Origin of the sequence: Halobacterium sp. CBA1132 (genome assembly GCF_001485535.1) — an archaeon.
In the GTDB taxonomy this organism is placed as follows: domain Archaea; phylum Halobacteriota; class Halobacteria; order Halobacteriales; family Halobacteriaceae; genus Halobacterium.
The window spans coordinates 2,571,844-2,587,453 of record NZ_BCMZ01000001.1; the positions used below are offsets into that span (position 1 = coordinate 2,571,844).

At 69.2% G+C, this 15,610-nt stretch carries 17 protein-coding genes; 12 read left to right on the forward strand and 5 right to left on the reverse strand.

From position 1 onward, the window contains the following. Positions 1 to 78: 78 nt before the first annotated feature. Positions 79 to 1,308, forward strand: coding sequence for a M20/M25/M40 family metallo-hydrolase (locus AVZ66_RS13465; RefSeq protein WP_058984578.1), 1,230 nt, complete (start codon positions 79 to 81; stop codon positions 1,306 to 1,308). Here AVZ66_RS13465 and AVZ66_RS13470 read toward each other — a convergent pair. Beyond that, positions 1,305 to 1,961, reverse strand: a complete 657-nt coding sequence (locus tag AVZ66_RS13470) for a hypothetical protein (protein WP_058984579.1) — start codon at positions 1,959 to 1,961, stop codon at positions 1,305 to 1,307. The genes AVZ66_RS13465 and AVZ66_RS13470 overlap by 4 nt on opposite strands. Positions 1,962 to 1,993: 32 nt before the next feature. Then, positions 1,994 to 2,143 carry a hypothetical protein gene (locus AVZ66_RS16730; protein ID WP_169793375.1) on the reverse strand — a complete coding sequence of 50 codons (150 nt, stop codon included), beginning with the start codon at positions 2,141 to 2,143 and terminating at the stop codon, positions 1,994 to 1,996. A gap of 237 nt (positions 2,144 to 2,380) precedes the next feature. On the opposite strand from AVZ66_RS16730, the gene AVZ66_RS13475 reads away from it, so the two are divergent. The 3 genes from AVZ66_RS13475 (at position 2,381) to AVZ66_RS13485 (ending at position 4,857) form a co-directional block, all read left to right on the forward strand. Next, positions 2,381 to 2,668, forward strand: coding sequence for a hypothetical protein (locus AVZ66_RS13475; RefSeq protein ID WP_058984580.1), 288 nt, complete (start codon positions 2,381 to 2,383; stop codon positions 2,666 to 2,668). A gap of 87 nt (positions 2,669 to 2,755) precedes the next feature. Continuing rightward, a complete protein-coding gene (locus AVZ66_RS13480; protein ID WP_058984581.1) occupies positions 2,756 to 4,516 on the forward strand; it encodes a nitrite/sulfite reductase in 1,761 nt (586 codons plus the stop codon). 71 nt (positions 4,517 to 4,587) lie between these two features. Further along, complete coding sequence (locus tag AVZ66_RS13485) at positions 4,588 to 4,857, forward strand: DUF6360 family protein (protein WP_058984582.1); 270 nt, start codon at positions 4,588 to 4,590, stop codon at positions 4,855 to 4,857. Here AVZ66_RS13485 and AVZ66_RS13490 read toward each other — a convergent pair whose 3' ends face one another. After that, positions 4,858 to 6,108 (reverse strand): MBL fold metallo-hydrolase, encoded by a 1,251-nt coding sequence (locus AVZ66_RS13490; RefSeq protein ID WP_058984583.1) that lies wholly within the window; start codon positions 6,106 to 6,108, stop codon positions 4,858 to 4,860. Positions 6,109 to 6,301: 193 nt separating this feature from the next. Between AVZ66_RS13490 and AVZ66_RS13495 the strand changes: the two genes are divergently transcribed. The 6 genes from AVZ66_RS13495 (at position 6,302) to AVZ66_RS13520 (ending at position 13,097) form a co-directional block, all read left to right on the forward strand. Continuing rightward, positions 6,302 to 6,784 carry a plastocyanin/azurin family copper-binding protein gene (locus tag AVZ66_RS13495; protein ID WP_058984584.1) on the forward strand — a complete coding sequence of 161 codons (483 nt, stop codon included), beginning with the start codon at positions 6,302 to 6,304 and terminating at the stop codon, positions 6,782 to 6,784. A 201-nt stretch (positions 6,785 to 6,985) separates the two neighbouring features. Then, positions 6,986 to 8,971: a TAT-dependent nitrous-oxide reductase gene (gene nosZ, locus AVZ66_RS13500; protein WP_058984585.1), complete on the forward strand. Its 1,986-nt coding sequence runs from the start codon at positions 6,986 to 6,988 to the stop codon at positions 8,969 to 8,971. 130 nt (positions 8,972 to 9,101) lie between these two features. Further along, positions 9,102 to 9,809 carry a hypothetical protein gene (locus AVZ66_RS13505; RefSeq protein WP_157575673.1) on the forward strand — a complete coding sequence of 236 codons (708 nt, stop codon included), beginning with the start codon at positions 9,102 to 9,104 and terminating at the stop codon, positions 9,807 to 9,809. 6 nt (positions 9,810 to 9,815) lie between these two features. Further along, positions 9,816 to 11,207 carry a nitrous oxide reductase family maturation protein NosD gene (gene nosD, locus AVZ66_RS13510; protein ID WP_058984586.1) on the forward strand — a complete coding sequence of 464 codons (1,392 nt, stop codon included), beginning with the start codon at positions 9,816 to 9,818 and terminating at the stop codon, positions 11,205 to 11,207. Beyond that, a complete protein-coding gene (locus AVZ66_RS13515) occupies positions 11,200 to 12,159 on the forward strand; it encodes an ABC transporter ATP-binding protein (RefSeq protein ID WP_058984587.1) in 960 nt (319 codons plus the stop codon). The genes nosD and AVZ66_RS13515 overlap by 8 nt, the downstream gene beginning before the upstream one ends. Continuing rightward, a complete protein-coding gene (locus AVZ66_RS13520; protein WP_058984588.1) occupies positions 12,156 to 13,097 on the forward strand; it encodes an ABC transporter permease in 942 nt (313 codons plus the stop codon). The genes AVZ66_RS13515 and AVZ66_RS13520 overlap by 4 nt, the downstream gene beginning before the upstream one ends. Here AVZ66_RS13520 and AVZ66_RS13525 read toward each other — a convergent pair. After that, positions 13,094 to 13,372, reverse strand: a complete 279-nt coding sequence (locus AVZ66_RS13525; RefSeq protein WP_058984589.1) for a hypothetical protein — start codon at positions 13,370 to 13,372, stop codon at positions 13,094 to 13,096. The two genes, AVZ66_RS13520 and AVZ66_RS13525, sit on opposite strands and share 4 nt — an antisense overlap. Before the next feature lie 146 nt (positions 13,373 to 13,518). On the opposite strand from AVZ66_RS13525, the gene AVZ66_RS13530 reads away from it, so the two are divergent. Together AVZ66_RS13530 and AVZ66_RS13535 are read left to right on the forward strand one after the other, a co-directional pair. Then, positions 13,519 to 13,941: a 30S ribosomal protein S6e gene (locus AVZ66_RS13530; protein ID WP_058984590.1), complete on the forward strand. Its 423-nt coding sequence runs from the start codon at positions 13,519 to 13,521 to the stop codon at positions 13,939 to 13,941. Positions 13,942 to 13,983: 42 nt separating this feature from the next. After that, positions 13,984 to 14,478, forward strand: a complete 495-nt coding sequence (locus AVZ66_RS13535) for a DUF5807 family protein (RefSeq protein ID WP_058984591.1) — start codon at positions 13,984 to 13,986, stop codon at positions 14,476 to 14,478. Here the strand turns inward: AVZ66_RS13535 and AVZ66_RS13540 are convergent, their stop codons facing one another. Continuing rightward, positions 14,479 to 15,564, reverse strand: a complete 1,086-nt coding sequence (locus AVZ66_RS13540) for a DHH family phosphoesterase (RefSeq protein ID WP_058984592.1) — start codon at positions 15,562 to 15,564, stop codon at positions 14,479 to 14,481. Positions 15,565 to 15,610: the final 46 nt, after the last annotated feature.

Consider the following 15,610-nt stretch of genomic DNA (forward strand, 5'->3'; position numbering starts at 1 on the left):
ATTCCACGTGGGGCACCGTGACGTTAAACGTTTACCATCCAGCGAAACCCTTAGGCAGCCGTCCGTGAACCAATTCGTATGCCTGGAGTACGCGAGTTCGCGTCCGAGCTCGTTTCGTTCGCGTCGACGGACGGTGACGAGGCGTCGGTGTCGTCGTGGTTCTGTGCTCGGTTGGACGAACTCGGTTTCGAGACGTACGAGTGGGACGTCGACGTGGAGTTGCTCGCGAGCCATCGATCGTTTCCGGACGACCCCCGCGAGATTCGGGCGGCCGACCGGCGCAGTGTCGGTGGCGTCCTCGAACTCGGCGACCCGGATGCGGGGCCGACACTCGTGTTGAACGGCCACCTCGACGTGGTGCCGGCCGACGAGGCGGTGTGGTCGTCGCAGCCGTTCGAGGCACGATGGCGCGGGGACGAGCTGACCGCGCGCGGCGCGGCGGACATGAAGTCCGGGCTCGCGGCGTGCGTGTTCGCGGCGCTCGCACTCGCAGAGCGCGGCCTGGACGGACGAGTCGTCGTTGAGGGCGTGGTCGGTGAGGAGGCTGGTGGCGTCGGCGCGGCGACCGCGGCGCTGGACAATCCGTACCCGTTCGACCGAGACGCCGCGATTATCGCCGAGCCGACCGCGCTCACTCCCGTGGTCGCCTCCGAGGGGAGCCTGATGAAGCGCCTACGACTGACCGGGCGGTCCTCGCACGCGGCGACGCCGTGGCGCGGCGAGTCCGTGCTTCCGCACTTCGACAGCGTCCGGGAGGCGTTCGCGGACCTCGCCGAGGAGCGCGAGCAGTCGGTCACTCATCCGTTGTACGAGGAGTTCCCGACGAAGTGGCCCGTCGTCTGCGGGACCGTAGAGGCCGGCGAGTGGGCGTCGACGGTACCGGCTTCCTTGACTGCGGAGTGGCGCATCGGCGTCGCACCCGGCGAGACCGTCGCAGCGGTCGAGGCCGAGTTCGAGGAACGACTCGCGGACGTGGTCGCGGACAGCGAGTGGCTCTCGGAACACCCGCCGGAGTTCGAGCGATTCTCCGTCCAGTTCGAGGCATCAGAAATCTCGCCTGACGAGCCGGTCGTGACCGCCGTCCAGTCGGGGATGCGCGCGAACGACCTCGGGGAGACGGCGCCGCGCGGCGTGACGTACGGCGCGGACGCGCGCCACTACATCGAGGCGGGGATTCCGACCGTGATGTTCGGGCCGGGGAGCATCGAGCAGGCGCACTTCCCGGACGAGACAATCGACTTTCGGGAGGTCGAGACGGCGGTGGACGTGCTCGCGGACGCGGCGGAGGCGTTCCTCGCGCAGAACTAGAGGTAGTCGCGGAGCGCGTCCGCGATGACGTCGTCGGGGTCGGTGTCGGAGACGGTGGCGTGCCGGCGGAGGTCGCGGTAGACCGGCGACGGGAGCGTGACCGTGACTTCCCCGGGCGTGACACCGAGGGCTTCGAGCACTTCGTCGAGGGGTTGTCCGTCGTTGACCGCGCTGGCGGCTTGGCGGACGTCGCGGACAGTGAGGTCGTTGTCGACGACGGCCCACGCGAGGAGATAGCGGTCGTCGCCGCCGACGCGCGCGATGTGTTTGGCGGCGGTCGGGGGGATGTGGCCGGCGGCGACGTGCTCGCGGACGGCCCGCGGGAGGTCGTGGACGCGCGCCCACTTCCGGATGAACGAGACGCCGACGTCGCCGTCCGCGCGCTCGGCGGCGGCCTTGTAGGAGTTCTCGGCGCGGACGAGCGCGGCGCAGGCGGCGGCGCCGCGGAGCATGTAGAGGTGGCTGTCGCCGAGTTCGTTTCGCGCGAACGCGCCGACGGTCTCGGCGGCTTCGGCGACGCTGTCGGGGTCGTCGGGGTCGAACGAGACGGCTTCGCGGGCGTGTTCGCCGGTGACGCGTTCGTCCCCGCGGACGACCGGCTCGCCGACGGGTGATTCTCGGTCCGTCGGCGGGAGCCGCTCCTCGTCAGTCATAGCGTCCGGTAACGGCGTTGCGCGTAAAACACCTACTCCTCGTCGTCGTGGTTCTCCCGGCGTTCCGAGAGGTGCTCCCAGATCTCCGTGCAGCCCGCGCCGGGTTCCACGTCGGCGAGGTGGTCGTCGTCGCGGTCCTGCGTCTCCTCGCGGTCGGCGTCGCGTTCGGCGTGTTGGTTCACTCGCCGTCCACCTCGCCTGTGAACAGCTCGGGTGCGGCGTCGGCGGACGCGTGCTGACGGTGGCTGCGCGTACGGGTTTGCATATTCGACAGTATGGCGTACACACGGTTAACTGTCGCTGCGCGCGCAACGTCCGCCAGGGCTGGCTGGTACCAGAGAGTTTTGACGGTAGTGGGGACGGCAGGCAGGCGTTGCCAGCGCCGACGAGTGGACCCGACTGGGGCACTAACGGGAGGTATGGCGACGCGATTGCGGTTGCTCGACGACGCCGCGTGGGTGAGCGTGAACGACGAGCGCGAGGTGGGGACCAGCGAGGTGTGGCCGGTCGCGGAGGGCTTCTGTTCGTGCGAGCTCGCGTGGCTCGTCGTCGAGGCGTTCGTGGACGTGAGCGTGGACGGGCGGCGCGTGGAGGCGCGCCCGCACGGCCACTGTCTGAACTGCGGGGAGTCCGGAACGACGCCGTGGCTGCCGGTCGGGAAGGTGACCGACGACGGGTTCGAGCTCGTCGAAGGTGTTCGCCGATAGCGGTAACAATATCCGCTATCGAACGGCCGCGGGGAACCTTGACACCAAGCACGCCTTGGTAAGGCCGGACGCCGAGTGTGTGTCTATATGCCAACGGACGTCGAGCGCTGGAAAGACGAGGTCTACGGGAACGAAATCCGGGAGCATCTCTTCCGGTTCGCGGAGGAGGGATGGGACGCCATCCCCGAGGACGAGGAGGACGCGTGGTTCGAGCGGTTCAAGTGGTGGGGGCTGTACCACCAGCGGAAGGGCCAAGAGAGCTACTTCATGATGCGCATCGGGACGCCCAACGGCGTCCTCGAACCCGGGCAACTGCGCACCGTCGCGGAGATCGCCGACGAGTACGCCCGCGGCCCGGTCGACAATCCGGAGTTCGGCGCGGCGTACTGTGACTGGACGACCCGCCAGTCGATTCAGCTCCACTGGATCAAACTGGAGGACGTTCCGGACATCTTCGAGAAACTGGAAGCGAACGACCTCACGACCCAGCAGGCCTGCGGTGACTCGTGGCGCAACATCGTCGGCTGTCCGGTTGCCGGGAAGGACACCCACGAGCACATCGACGCGTGGCCGGTCGCCGAGGAACTCCACGAGACGTTCAAGGGTAACGACGACTACTCGAACCTCCCGCGCAAGTGGAAGGTCTCGGTGACTGGCTGCGACCAGGGCTGCGGGCAGGGCGACATCAACGACCTCGCGTTCGAGCCCGCCGAGAAGCACGGCGAACTCGGCTTCAACGTCCGCATCGGGGGCGGTCTCTCCCGGAAGGAGCCGCGTCTCGCTCGCGACGTCGACATCTGGGTGCCCGAGGAGAAGGCCACCGACATCGCGGCCGCGACGACCGAACTGTTCAACGACCACGGCGACCGCGAGGACCGCTACAACGCCCGCATCAAGTTCCTCGTCGACGAGTGGGGCGCCGACAAGGTTCGTCGCGTCCTGCAGGAGGATTACACCGACTGGGACCTCGAAACCGCGGGCGACGACCTCCGCGACCAGTACACGTACAACGCGGGCGGCCACGAGCACGGCGACCACGTCGGCGTCCACGAGCAGCCCGACGGCAACTACTACGTGGGCCTGAACGTCCTCGTGGGCCGGCAGGGCGTCGAGGACGTCTACGAACTCGCGGACCTCGCTGACGAGTACGGCAGCGGCGAAGTCCGCCTCACGCAGCGACAGAACGTCATCGTGACGGACATCCCCGAGGCGGACCTCGACGACTTCCTCGCCGCGGACCTGCTGGACGACTACTCGCCGGACCCCCACCCGTTCATGCGGGGCTCCATCGCGTGTACGGGCACCGAGTACTGCTCGCTGTCCATCGTGGAGACGAAGAACCGCCAGGTGCGGTACGCGCGCTGGCTGAAGGAGAACGTCGACGTCCCGGAGGCCGTGACGGACTTCCACATCCACCTCTCGGGCTGCACCGCGTCGTGTGCGCAGCCCCAGATTGCTGACATCAGCCTCCGCGGGATGAAGACCCGCAAGGACGGCGAACCCGTGGAAGCCCTCGACGTCGGCCTCGGCGGCGGGCTCGGCGAGAACCCCCACTTCGCGGAGTGGGTGGAGATGCGCGTGCCCGCCGACGAGGTGCCGGGGTACATCCAGAACCTCCTCGCCACGTACGAGGACGAGCAGCAGGGTGGGGAGACGTTCCGCGAGTTCATCCAGCGCCAAGACGAGGACGCGCTCCAGGAACTCGCGGACCCCGAGGAGACGGACTACCACGACCCGTACATGCACAACACGAAGATGACGTGGTACCCGTACGCCGACGAGGACGACATGGACGCCAGCCCCGCGCCGACGGACGGCGACGGCGAACCCATCTCCGCGGACGACTGACCGCTCGGTCTCCGGTCTCTTCTGTTGTCGCTGTCGAAACACCCACCAGCGCGGAACGCGTCCCCGTTCGCATGGCCGACCGTATCATCAAGGTCAACGCGTACACGACGTTCAACCTTCTCGACGGCGAGGCCGAGGGTCACGGCTGGACCGAGGAGGCGCTCGCAGTGCTCAACGTCACGACCCACGACGGCGACGTGCTCCTCGAACTCGAACTCGACAACACGGACACCGAGCGCGTGCCGGCGCACGCCGAGCGCGCGACCCTCTCCCCGGCGGACGCCCGCGAACTCGCGGACGAACTCGAGTCCTACGCCGACCGCGCGGAGAGCGACGAGTAACTACACCGTAATCGTCGGGCCGCGGTCCGGCGCGCTCGCGTCGAAGCCGTCCGCGCGAAGTTCGTCGGCGAACCACTCGCAGCGGTCGCCGTGGTTGACGAGCACCTCGCTGCCGCGGTAGTCGTCGAGGAACTCGCGCAGACCCTCGCGGTCGGCGTGTGCGGAGAAGTCGTAGCTGTTGACGCGCGCGGCGACGCGGAGGTGCCGGCCGTCGATTTCCGCGCTCCCCGTGTCGAGGAGTTCGCGGCCGGGCGTCCCCTCGACCTGGTACCCCGTGAGCGCGAGCTCGTGCTGGGGGTTGCCCGAGATTTCGGGGACGTACGTCATCGCGGGGCCGCCCGAGAGCATCCCAGCGGTGGTGACGATGGCGGTCGGTTTGTCCGCGATGCGCTTGCGCTGGCCGTTCCGCGTCGTCTTGTCGAGGAAGCGAGCGTGGCCGCGGGCGGCTTGGAACGCGTCCGCGTCCCGGAGGAACTCGCTGGTCTGCGTGAACCGCTCGGTGACGGCGACGCCCATTCCGTCGACGTAACACGGGATGTCGTGGGCGGCGCACACCATGAACAGTTCCTGCGTGCGCCCGACCGCGAACGCGGGGACGACGGCGGTGCCGCCGCCGCGAATCGTCTCGGCGACGGACGCGGCGAACGCGTCCTCGATGCTCGCGCGGTCCTCGCGGGAGACGTCTGCGTACGTGGACTCGGTAATCACGACGTCGGCGTCGGGCCGGGCGGTCGTGCCGGCGAGAAGGCGCTGGTCTTCGGTGTTGAAGTCGGCCGTGTACAGCAGTTTGGTGTCGCCGTCATCGACGAGCACGTGCGCACTGCCGGGGATGTGGCCGGCGTCGAAGAGCGTGACTTCGTAGCCCGCGGCTTCGAACGTCTCCCGGTAGCCGTGCGTCTCCGAGACTTCGCCGAGCGCGGCGACTTCCGCGCGCGTGAACGGGCAGTCGTATCGGCCGCCGCGCTCGCCGCCGCCCTGTAGCTTGAGCGTGTCCTGTGCGAGCAAGCGCGTGAGGTCCCGCGTGGGCGGCGTCCAGTGGATCGGCGGGCGCCGGGTTCCGGCGACGAGCGCGGGGACAGCGCCCGCGTGGTCGAGGTGGCCGTGGCTGACGACGACCGCGTCCGGGTCGACGTCTTCGGGGTAGCCCGGGGGCGTCCCGGGTTTCATACCGTAGTCGACCAGCAGCGAGTCGTCGACGAGAATCGCGCTCCGCCCGACCTCGCGGGCACCGCCGAGAAACCGCAAGTCCATACGCGTCGTAGGGACGCACCGCGTTTGGCTCCGTCGGTCGGCGGTGCCTCGGGGACTACCGACCTCCACTGGGAGGTTCGCAGCGCAACCTCCCTAATCCCCGATTCGAATATGTTCGCCCACGTTCCCGGGGTCTGGTACCGTGCTCGCCGGTTTACGTGTCCGTATGCCCGACCGGTGAAGTGAGGCAAACATGGACGACCACTACTCGCGAAGACGGTTCCTCGCAAGCACTGCAGTCGTCGGCGCCGCGGCGCTCGCAGGCTGTTCCAGCGGTGGCGGCGATGGCGGCGGCGGGGGCGGGGGCGGTGAGGAGACGACGGAGGCACAGACGGAGCAGGCAAGCGACGACTCCAGCGGGAACGTCGTGACGGTGGGGCCGGGCGGACAGTTGGCGTTCGAACCCGACGAAATCACGGTCTCGACCGGCGACACCGTCACGTGGGAGTTCGCCAGTCCGAGCCACAACGTCTGCGCGTACCCCGAGATGAACGACAAAGTCTCCATCCCCGAGGGCGCGTCTGGGTTCGGTACGATGGAGCAGGGCGGTGACGCGTTCGCGCTGGTCTCGCAGGGTGAGACCTTCGAGCACACGTTCGAGACGCCCGGCGAGTACACGTACGTCTGCGTTCCCCACGCGACGTCGAACATGGTCGGCACCGTCGTCGTCGAGTGACTGCCGGGACGGCGTCGCGCGCGGTCGAACTGCGTTCCTTTTTCGCCCGACGGAGGGGGTTCGCGACGACAGTGAGCCGGTGGTCTCTCGACTGTCCCGCTCTCGGGTCGTATCCGCGCCAAACATGTTCGTCCGCGTTCCCGAGTCTCTGTACTCTGCTCGTCGGTTTACGTGGGTGAGTCGCCGACCGTCGACGTGAGGATGACCGACGACACCACCGACACCGACAGGCTCGACCCGGACGACGTGGTCGAGCGCCACGAGAACCAACTCGACGACCTGCTCGCGGAGGTCGACGAACCGACGACCGAAGAGGACTCGACGACACTGGAACTCGCTGGTCTCGAGCTCTCTCGCCGGGACTTCGTGAAGGCGGGCGTCGCGACCGGCGCGATGGCGGGGTTGGCCGGCTGTTCGAGCAGCCTCGGCGGCTCGAACAACACGACGACCGGCTCCGGCGGGTCGGAGACGCCCGACCACAAGGTGGCGCCCGGCGAGCACGACGAGTACTACGGCTTCTGGTCCGGCGGGCAGTCCGGCGAAATCCGCATCGTCGGCATTCCGTCGATGCGCGAACTGATGCGCATCCCCGTGTTCAACACGGAGGCCGGCCGCGGCTACGGCTACGACGACCAGAGCAAGGAGATGCTGGAGGACGCGGGCGACCTCACGTGGGGTGACAACCACCACCCGGTCCTCTCGGAGACGGACGGCGACTACGACGGCGAGTACCTCTGGGTGAACGACAAGGCCAACGGCCGCATCGCCCGCGTGAACCTGAAGTACTTCGAGACGGACGCCATCACGAACGTCCCGAACACGCAGGCCATCCACGGCTGTTCGGTCCAGAGCCCGGACACGGGCTACATCTTCGGGAACGGCGAGTTCCGCACGCCGCTGCCCAACGACGGTCGCGACGTGCACGACCCCGACAGCTACGTGTCGCTGTTCTCCGCGGTCGACCCCGAGTCGATGGAGACTCAGTGGCAGGTGAAAGTCGACGGTAACCTCGACATCGTCGACACTGACAAGGACGGCCGCTGGGCCATCTCGTCGGCGTACAACGACGAGGGCGGCGTCACCGTCTCGGAGATGACTCGTGACGACCGCGACTACGTGAAGGCGTTCGACGTGCCCGCGATCGAGGCGGCCGTCGAGGCCGGCAACTACGAGGAGGTCAACGGCGTGCCCGTCGTCGACGGCACGCAGGACAGCGACCTGAATCGGGGCGACAACCCCATCGTGCGGTACATTCCGACGCCGAAGAGCCCCCACTGCGTTGAGGTCGGCCCGAACGGCGACTACGCGTTCGTCGCCGGGAAGCTCTCCCCGACGGTCACCATCATCGACATCGACGCTCTCGACTCCTCCAGCGACCCCGAGGACGTCGTCGCCGGCCGGCCGAACGTCGGCCTCGGTCCGCTGCACACGACCTTCGACGGGAACGGCCACGCGTACACGTCGCTGTTCATCGACTCCCAAGCCGTCAAGTGGGACATCGAGGCGGCCGTCGAGGCAGAGGAGGGCTCCTCGGACCCCGTCATCGGGAAGCAGGACGTCCACTACAACCCCGGCCACATTCAGGCCGTCGAGGCGATGACCACCGACCCCGACGGCGAGTGGCTGGTGAGTCTGAACAAACTCTCGAAGGACCGCTTCCTGCCGGTCGGCCCCATCCACCCGGACAACGACCAACTCATCCACATCGGACAGGGCAACAAGGAGATGGAACTAGTCGCCGACCACCCCGCCTACCCCGAGCCCCACGACTGCGTGTTCGCGCACCGTGACAAACTCGACCCCGCGACGACGTGGGACAAGGCCGACTACGAGGGCGAGAAGGAGTTCGTCACCCAGGAGAACTCCCGCGTCGAGCGCACGGGCGAGCGCTCCGTCGACGTCAAGACGTCCTCGATGCGCTCGGAGTACGGCCTCTCGGACTTCACCGTCAAGGAGGGCGACGAGGTGACGCTCACGGTGACGAACATCGAGGGCGTCCGCGACGTCATCCACGGCGTCGCCGTCCCCGACCACGACGTCCACCTCGCCATCGCGCCACAGGACACCCGCGAAGCGACGTTCACGGCCGACGAGCCGGGCGTCTACTGGATCTACTGTACGTACTTCTGCAGCGCGCTCCACTTGGAGATGCGCTCGCGGATGATCGTCGAACCGCGCGAGAACTGACGGTCGCAGTCTGTCATCCACCCGAGGCCATCGGCGGCCTCCCGGGGTCGCCGGCACGCTCGTCGTGTCGGCGCGGCCCGCGGGGGTCGCAACCGGTGGTTCGTCGCGCGAACCCCGGGCAGGTGACACCATGGACTACGAGATACCGGACCCGTCGGCGTTCCGCGAACTGCGGCGCGCGCTCCCGCTGGTAGCGGCGGGACTGTTCGTCGCGGCGCTGTGGTTCCCGATGTGGCGCATCGCCGTCGACGCGGTGCAGTACCCGTCGACGACGCTGCACCTCGAACTGTACGCCTACCCCCGCATCGCGGGCGACTACGCGGAGATGGCGAACCTCAACAAGTACATCGGCTTCTACTACCCGGACCCGGTGTACTGGCAGCCGAACTACGAGCCCCACGCGTACGCGGTGGACGTGCCGGAGTGGTCGTTCGGCCCGCTGGCGTTCGTCGCGGTGTCGGCGGCCACGCTGTTCGTCTCGCTCGCGCCGGACGCGCGCCGCCTGAAGCGCGGGCTGACCGCCCAACTGGTCGGCACCGTCGTCGTGTTCGGCGTGATGCTCGCGGACATCCAGTACCGCCTCTATCAGGCCGGCCACACGCTCGACCCGGGCGCGCCCGTGATGGGCGTCGAGGGGTTCACGCCGCCGCTGTGGGGACAGTACCACGTCGCGAACATCACCAGCTACAGTCGCTTCGGGACGGGCGCGTACCTCGCAATCGCCGCCGTCGCCCTGCTCGTCGTCGCGTTCTACTTCCGGGACAGCGACGCGACGTTCGGCGACCTCGCCGCGCGCGTCACGGGCGGGAGCGCGGAGGACGCGGAGGCCGCGAGGTGACCGACCGTGACTGACCGCCGCATCGAGCGCGGGTTCGCCGTCGCGGTCGTCGCCGTCCTCGTGGTGAGCGTCGGCGCCGTCGTCGCCGCCCCCAGCGACGACGCGGCTGGCAGCCCCGAGGTCGCGTTCGACGCGCCGGTCCCCGCGGAGTACGACTTCGCGCTCTCGTCGGTGGGCGAGCGCGGCGACGGCTACGCGGCCATCGGCGACGAACGCTACGACTCCCTCGCTGCGGCCGTCGACGCCGCGGAATCCGGCGATACTGTCGCGGTCCACGGCCACGTCGCCGGCCCGGTCAGCATCGAGACGCCGAACGTCACCATCGCCGGGGAGTCGCCCTCGCGGTCGGTCGTCTCCGGGCGCGCCGACGGGGACGTCCTCACCGTCAACGCCAGCGGCGTGACGATTCGGGACGTGTGGGTCCGCAACGCCGGCTACAGCACGGCAGACAACGACGCGGCCGTCTGGGTCGCCGCGGCGAACGCCACGCTCGCGGACGCTCGTATCACCAACACCACGTTCGGCGTCTGGGTCGACGGCGTGCCCGACGCCACCGTCCGGAACACCACCATCGTCGGGCGCGCGTCCATCGACCGCCTGTCCAACCGCGGGAACGGCATCCAACTGTGGCGCGCCAACGACGCTGAAGTCGCGGACAACCGCATCACGGACGTCCGCGACGGCGTCTACTTCTCGTGGAGTTCCGGCGTGCTCGCGTCGAACAACACGATGTGGGACCTCCGGTACGGCGTCCACTACATGTACTCCGACCACAACCGCCTCGCGAACAACACCGCGTTCGACAACGACGCCGGCTACGCGCTGATGGTCTCCGACGACCTCGAAATCGTCGGCAACGTCGCGGTCAACAACACCGGGACCAGCGGGCACGGCGTCCTCGTGAAGGAGGTCGACCACTCCGTCATCGCCGGCAACCACTTCGTCGGCAACGACAACGGCATCTTCGTCTACAACTCGCTCGACGACACGTTCCGGGACAACCTCGTGCTCGCCAACGACGTCGGCGTCCACCTCACGGCGGGCAGCGTGGATGTCCGCGCGTCCGGGAACTCGTTCGTCGACAACGCCGACGCGATGTACGCCGTGGTCGGCCAGCAGGTCGCGTGGAACGGCAGCGCCCGCGGCAACTACTGGAGCGACGCCAGCCCGGTCGACGTCGACCACGACGGCGTCAGCGAGGTCCGCTTCCAGCCGGACGGCACCGTCGAGAACCTCGCGCGCGAGCACCCCGAGACCCGCGTGTTCGCGTCCAGCCCGGCGTTCGACGCGGTCCGGCTGGCCGGCCGGTCGGTGCCGCTCGTAGAGGCGCCCGGTGTCGTCGACCACCACCCGCTGGCGGCCCCCGCACACGACGACTGGAGGCGATACTATGCCTGACCCAACCATCGACATCCGCAGCGTACAGAAGTCCTACGGCACAGTCACCGCGCTCGACGGCGCCAGCCTGTCCGTCGACCGCGGGGAGACGCTCGGCCTCGTCGGCCGTAACGGCGCCGGGAAGACCACGCTGTTCAAACTCCTCGTCGGCCACGAGACGCCCGACGCGGGCAGCGTCACGGTCGCCGGCCTCTCGCCGTCGGCGGGCACCGCGCTCCGAGAGCGCGTCGGCTACCTTCCCGAGCACGCCGGCTTCCCTCCGTCGCTGACGGGCCGCGAGGTCTTGTCGTTCCACGCTCGCGTGCGCGGCGTCTCCGCGGATACCCGGGACCGCCGCGTCGAGCGCGTCCTCCGCACCGTCGGCCTCGCGGACGACGCGGACCGCCGCGTCGGCGGCTACTCGAACGGCATGAATCGCCGGCTCGGGCTCGCCACCGCGCTCGTCGGCGACCCGGACGTGCTGTTGCTCGACGAACCCACCGCCAGCCTCGACCCCGCGGGCGTCGCGGACTTCCACGCTGTCGTGGACGCGCTCGCCACGGAGACGGACGTGACGGTGCTGGTCAGCTCTCACGTCCTCCCGGAAATCGAGCGCCTCTGCGACCGCGTCGCGGTTCTGGAGGACGGCGATGTCTCCGTGTCGGGGAGCGTCGACGACCTCCGTCGTGCGGCCGCGGACACCGTCACCGTCGACGCGACAGTCGCCGGGGACGCCGACGCGGCGGCAGCCTCGTTGGCGCCCGAAGACGGCGTCGCTCGCGCTACCGCGAACGGCACGCGCGTCCACGTCGACTGCGACCGCGAGCGCGTCTTCGATGTCCTTGACGCGCTCCGTGAGGCTGCCGACGTCGATGCCGTGGAAGTCACCGAACCCGGCCTCGACGCCGTGTTCCGCGAGGAGGTCGCGGCCGGCGGCGACGTGTCGCTCGGCACCGGAGGTGAGCGCGCGTGACGGCCGACGACGAGGACCCCGAGGGGGCGTCCGACCGACCGGCGACCGACGGCGGTGCGACCGCCGCCCAGTCACCAAAATTTGCGGCCGACGGCGCCACTCCCACCGGTTTCGCGGCGCGCGGCGGCGTGCGAAGCGCGCTCCGGGGGACCGTCGAAGTGGCCGCCCGCGAGTACCGCATCGCCGTCCGTCGACGCTGGGCGGTCGGCGCCGCGGCCGTGTTCGCGCTGTTCTCGGTTGCGCTCGTCGCGCTCGGCGGTTCGGCAGTCGGCCCGGCGCGAGTCGGCGCGGTGCTCGCGAGTTTCGCGCAGGTCGGCGTCTACGTCGTCCCGCTGGTCGCGCTCGCGGCCGGCTACGACGCCATCGTCGGCGCCGACGAGTCGGGCACTCTCGAGATACTGCTCGCGCTCCCGCTGTCGACGCCGTCGGTGGTCGTCGGGAAGTACGCGGGCCGCGCGGCCGCCGTCGGCGGCGGGATGTTGCTCGGGCTCGCGGTCGGCGGCGCGCTCCTCGTCCGGTACGCTGGAATCGGCGTGCTCGGCGCATACGCGTGGGTTGCGCTGACCGCCGTCGCGGCGGCGCTGGCGTTCCTCGGCGTCGGCGTGCTCGCGTCCGCGCTCGCCAGCGAGAAGACCCGGGCGCTCGGCGCCGCGCTCGCGGCGTGGGTATGGTTCGTGCTCGTCCACGACCTCGTCGCGCTCGGCGCCGTCGCCGCCTTCGACCTCCCGCAGTGGGTCGTGTCGGTGGCCGTGCTTGCGAACCCCGCCGACCTCTTCCGCGTGCTCGTGCTCCGGACCGTCTCCACGACGGCGGGCGGCATCGCGGGCGTGCTCACCGGGACCGGACTGAGTCGCGGCGTCCTGCTCGCGGCGCTCGCGGCGTGGGTGGTCCTCCCGGTCGCCGGCGCTGTGCGCGCGCTCGCCCGTCGCTCCGTCTAGGAGTCCTGCTGCCACGCCGCCACGCGGAACCGCCGGTAGCCGCCGTGGGACGCCTCCAGCGCGCCCACCCACCAGTTCCAGCGCTCGGCTGGCGACCCGCCCGGCGCGTCGCGCAAGTTGTCGAGGACAGTCTCCGGCGTCACCTCGGCGTCGAGGTCATCGGCCAACGCCCCGGCGTCAGCGAGGTCGCCCGCCATCCGTGCGACCACGCGTCGCTCCGCGGGCGTCCCACCGAACTCGGCTTCGAGGCGGTCCATGAGTCGTTCCCGGTCCATGCCAGTCACCGCGTCGTTGTGCGGGCCGCGCCTTCAACGCTCGGGTGGCGGCTACGTCCCAGCACCCACAATTCCCCCGCGAGGAGCGTCCTGCCGGCGGGAGCGGCTTCGACGGGTTTTTGAACTGCGCCCGATTGGTTTCACGCATGGCTACGTTCCAAGTTGTCGTCGCCGACCCCGAGTCGGGGCGAAGCTACCAGCAGGAGGTAGACGGACAGGACGCGAACCGGTTCCTCGGCCTCGAAATCGGCGACGAAGTCGACGGCGAAGCCGTCGGCCTCGACGGCTACACCGTCGAAATCACTGGCGGCAGCGACGCCGCCGGCCGACCGATGCGCAGCGACGTCAACGGCGCCGCGCTGAAGGACGTGATGCTCAAGGGCGGCCCCGGATTCAACCCCGAGGACGACGGCCAGCGCAAGCGCGTCACCGTCCGCGGGAAGGAAGTCTCCGAAGCGGTCGCGCAGCTCAACGTCTCCATCAGCGAGCGCGGCGAGGAGTCCGTCGAGTCTCTCTACGGCGAAGGCGACGCCGAAGCGGACGCGGACGCCGAGGAAGCCGAAGCCTAACGGAACGCCACGCTTTTTCGCGCTCGTCGCGTATTCGTCGCCGTGAGCGACTACGACGCGTATCTCGCCGGCGACAGGACCGACGACGTCGCACTCTACCTCTCCGAGTCGTACGTCTCCGACGTGGACAAACTGGCCGACCGCGACGACGCCGAACGGGTCGAGGACGTTCGAGAATCGCAAAGCGATTCTCGCAGCCCATCAGAAGCGCAGAGCGCTTCTGAGGACGGAGTCGTCCTCGTCGTCGAGGGCGAGCGCGGCCGCAGCGTCTTCCAGAAAATCACGGGGATGGGCGCGATGGACTTCGGGTCTGCCGCGATGGACAACCCCGGGCACGTCGACAGCGACCTCTCGGGCGGTGATTGCCCGCACGCCGACGACGGTGACGAACACAGCGCGCAGTTCGCGTTCTCGTTCGCGGAACCGAAAAACGAGGAGGTCGGCGGCCTCTACGCGGAGGGCGACGTCATCCACGCCTACGTCTACTGTTCCTGCGGGGAGTCGTACTCCGACAAGTGGCTCGCGGGCGAGCGCTAGTTAGGACTCCTCGGATTCTTCCTCGGGGTCGAGGTTGCGGAACCCGTCGAGGATGACCTGTTTCGCGGTCGCGCCCTGCGATGTCCAGTGGTTCGCGTAGTCCAGCATGTCCTCGTAGATGTCGGGCTTGCAGCCCGCGGCCTTCGGGTGGCCGCCGCCGTTCACTTGGCGCGCGACCTCGTGGGCGCGCTGGAAGTCCTCGGTGCCCCGGATGCTCGCGCTCCCGGAGGGCTTGACGACGACTGCGGCGTCGGCTCCCTGTTCGCGGAGCGCTTCCGCGACTTCGTTCTGCGAGCAGCGGCCGTAGGTCACGCCGACGGTCCAGCCGTTGACCTCGCGCAGCGACGCGCGCGCGACCGCGCGGTCGATGAGGTCGTTCTTCTCGACGCGGCGCTCCTCGAGGAACTCCATGACGTCCTCGGGGAGGTCCGCCCCGTGCTCCTGAATCGTCTCCATGTACTCGTCGGTGTCCACCCAGTAGGAGTAGTCCGCGAGGTCGTCGCTGCGCGGGTCCTCCTTCAGCCAGAGGTCGTGGTCGCGGGTGACCGCCGCCAGTTCCTTGAGGTAGCGCGGGAGGTCCGCGTCGATGGAGCGCACCGCGACGTCGGCCGTGCACTCCTCCTCGGAGTCGCCGATGACGAGGTCCACGCCCGCCTCGCGGACGGCGGCCTCGACATCCTCAGTCCACTGGTGGTGGTCGTACCAGTGCACCTCGCCGGCGTGCTCGACGAGGTACGCGAGTTCGTCCTCGACGTAGTGGAACTGGTCCGGGCAGAGGTCGCAGACGAACACCGTCGCGCCGTCCGCGCCGAACTCCGCGGCGCGCCGCAGGCCGTCTTCGAGTTCGTGCGGGCCGGCCGGCACGAGCGCCGCGTCGCCGTACACCTCGCGCACGATGGCCGCGCACGCCATCCCGTCGGCGTCCGGGTCCGCCACGACGAGCACCTCGGCGCCCTCCGCTTCCTCTCGAATCTCGCGGTCCTTTCGCTCCTCGTGGATGCTGTCCGGGATGAAAAAGCCCTTGCCGGGGAGCAGAGACTTCCGCTCCAGCGGCATGTCGTCGTCCTCGATGACCCAATCTTCCATACCGGACGGAGGTGGGGCCGCGCAAAGAACCCCGTGGTTCGGGGGG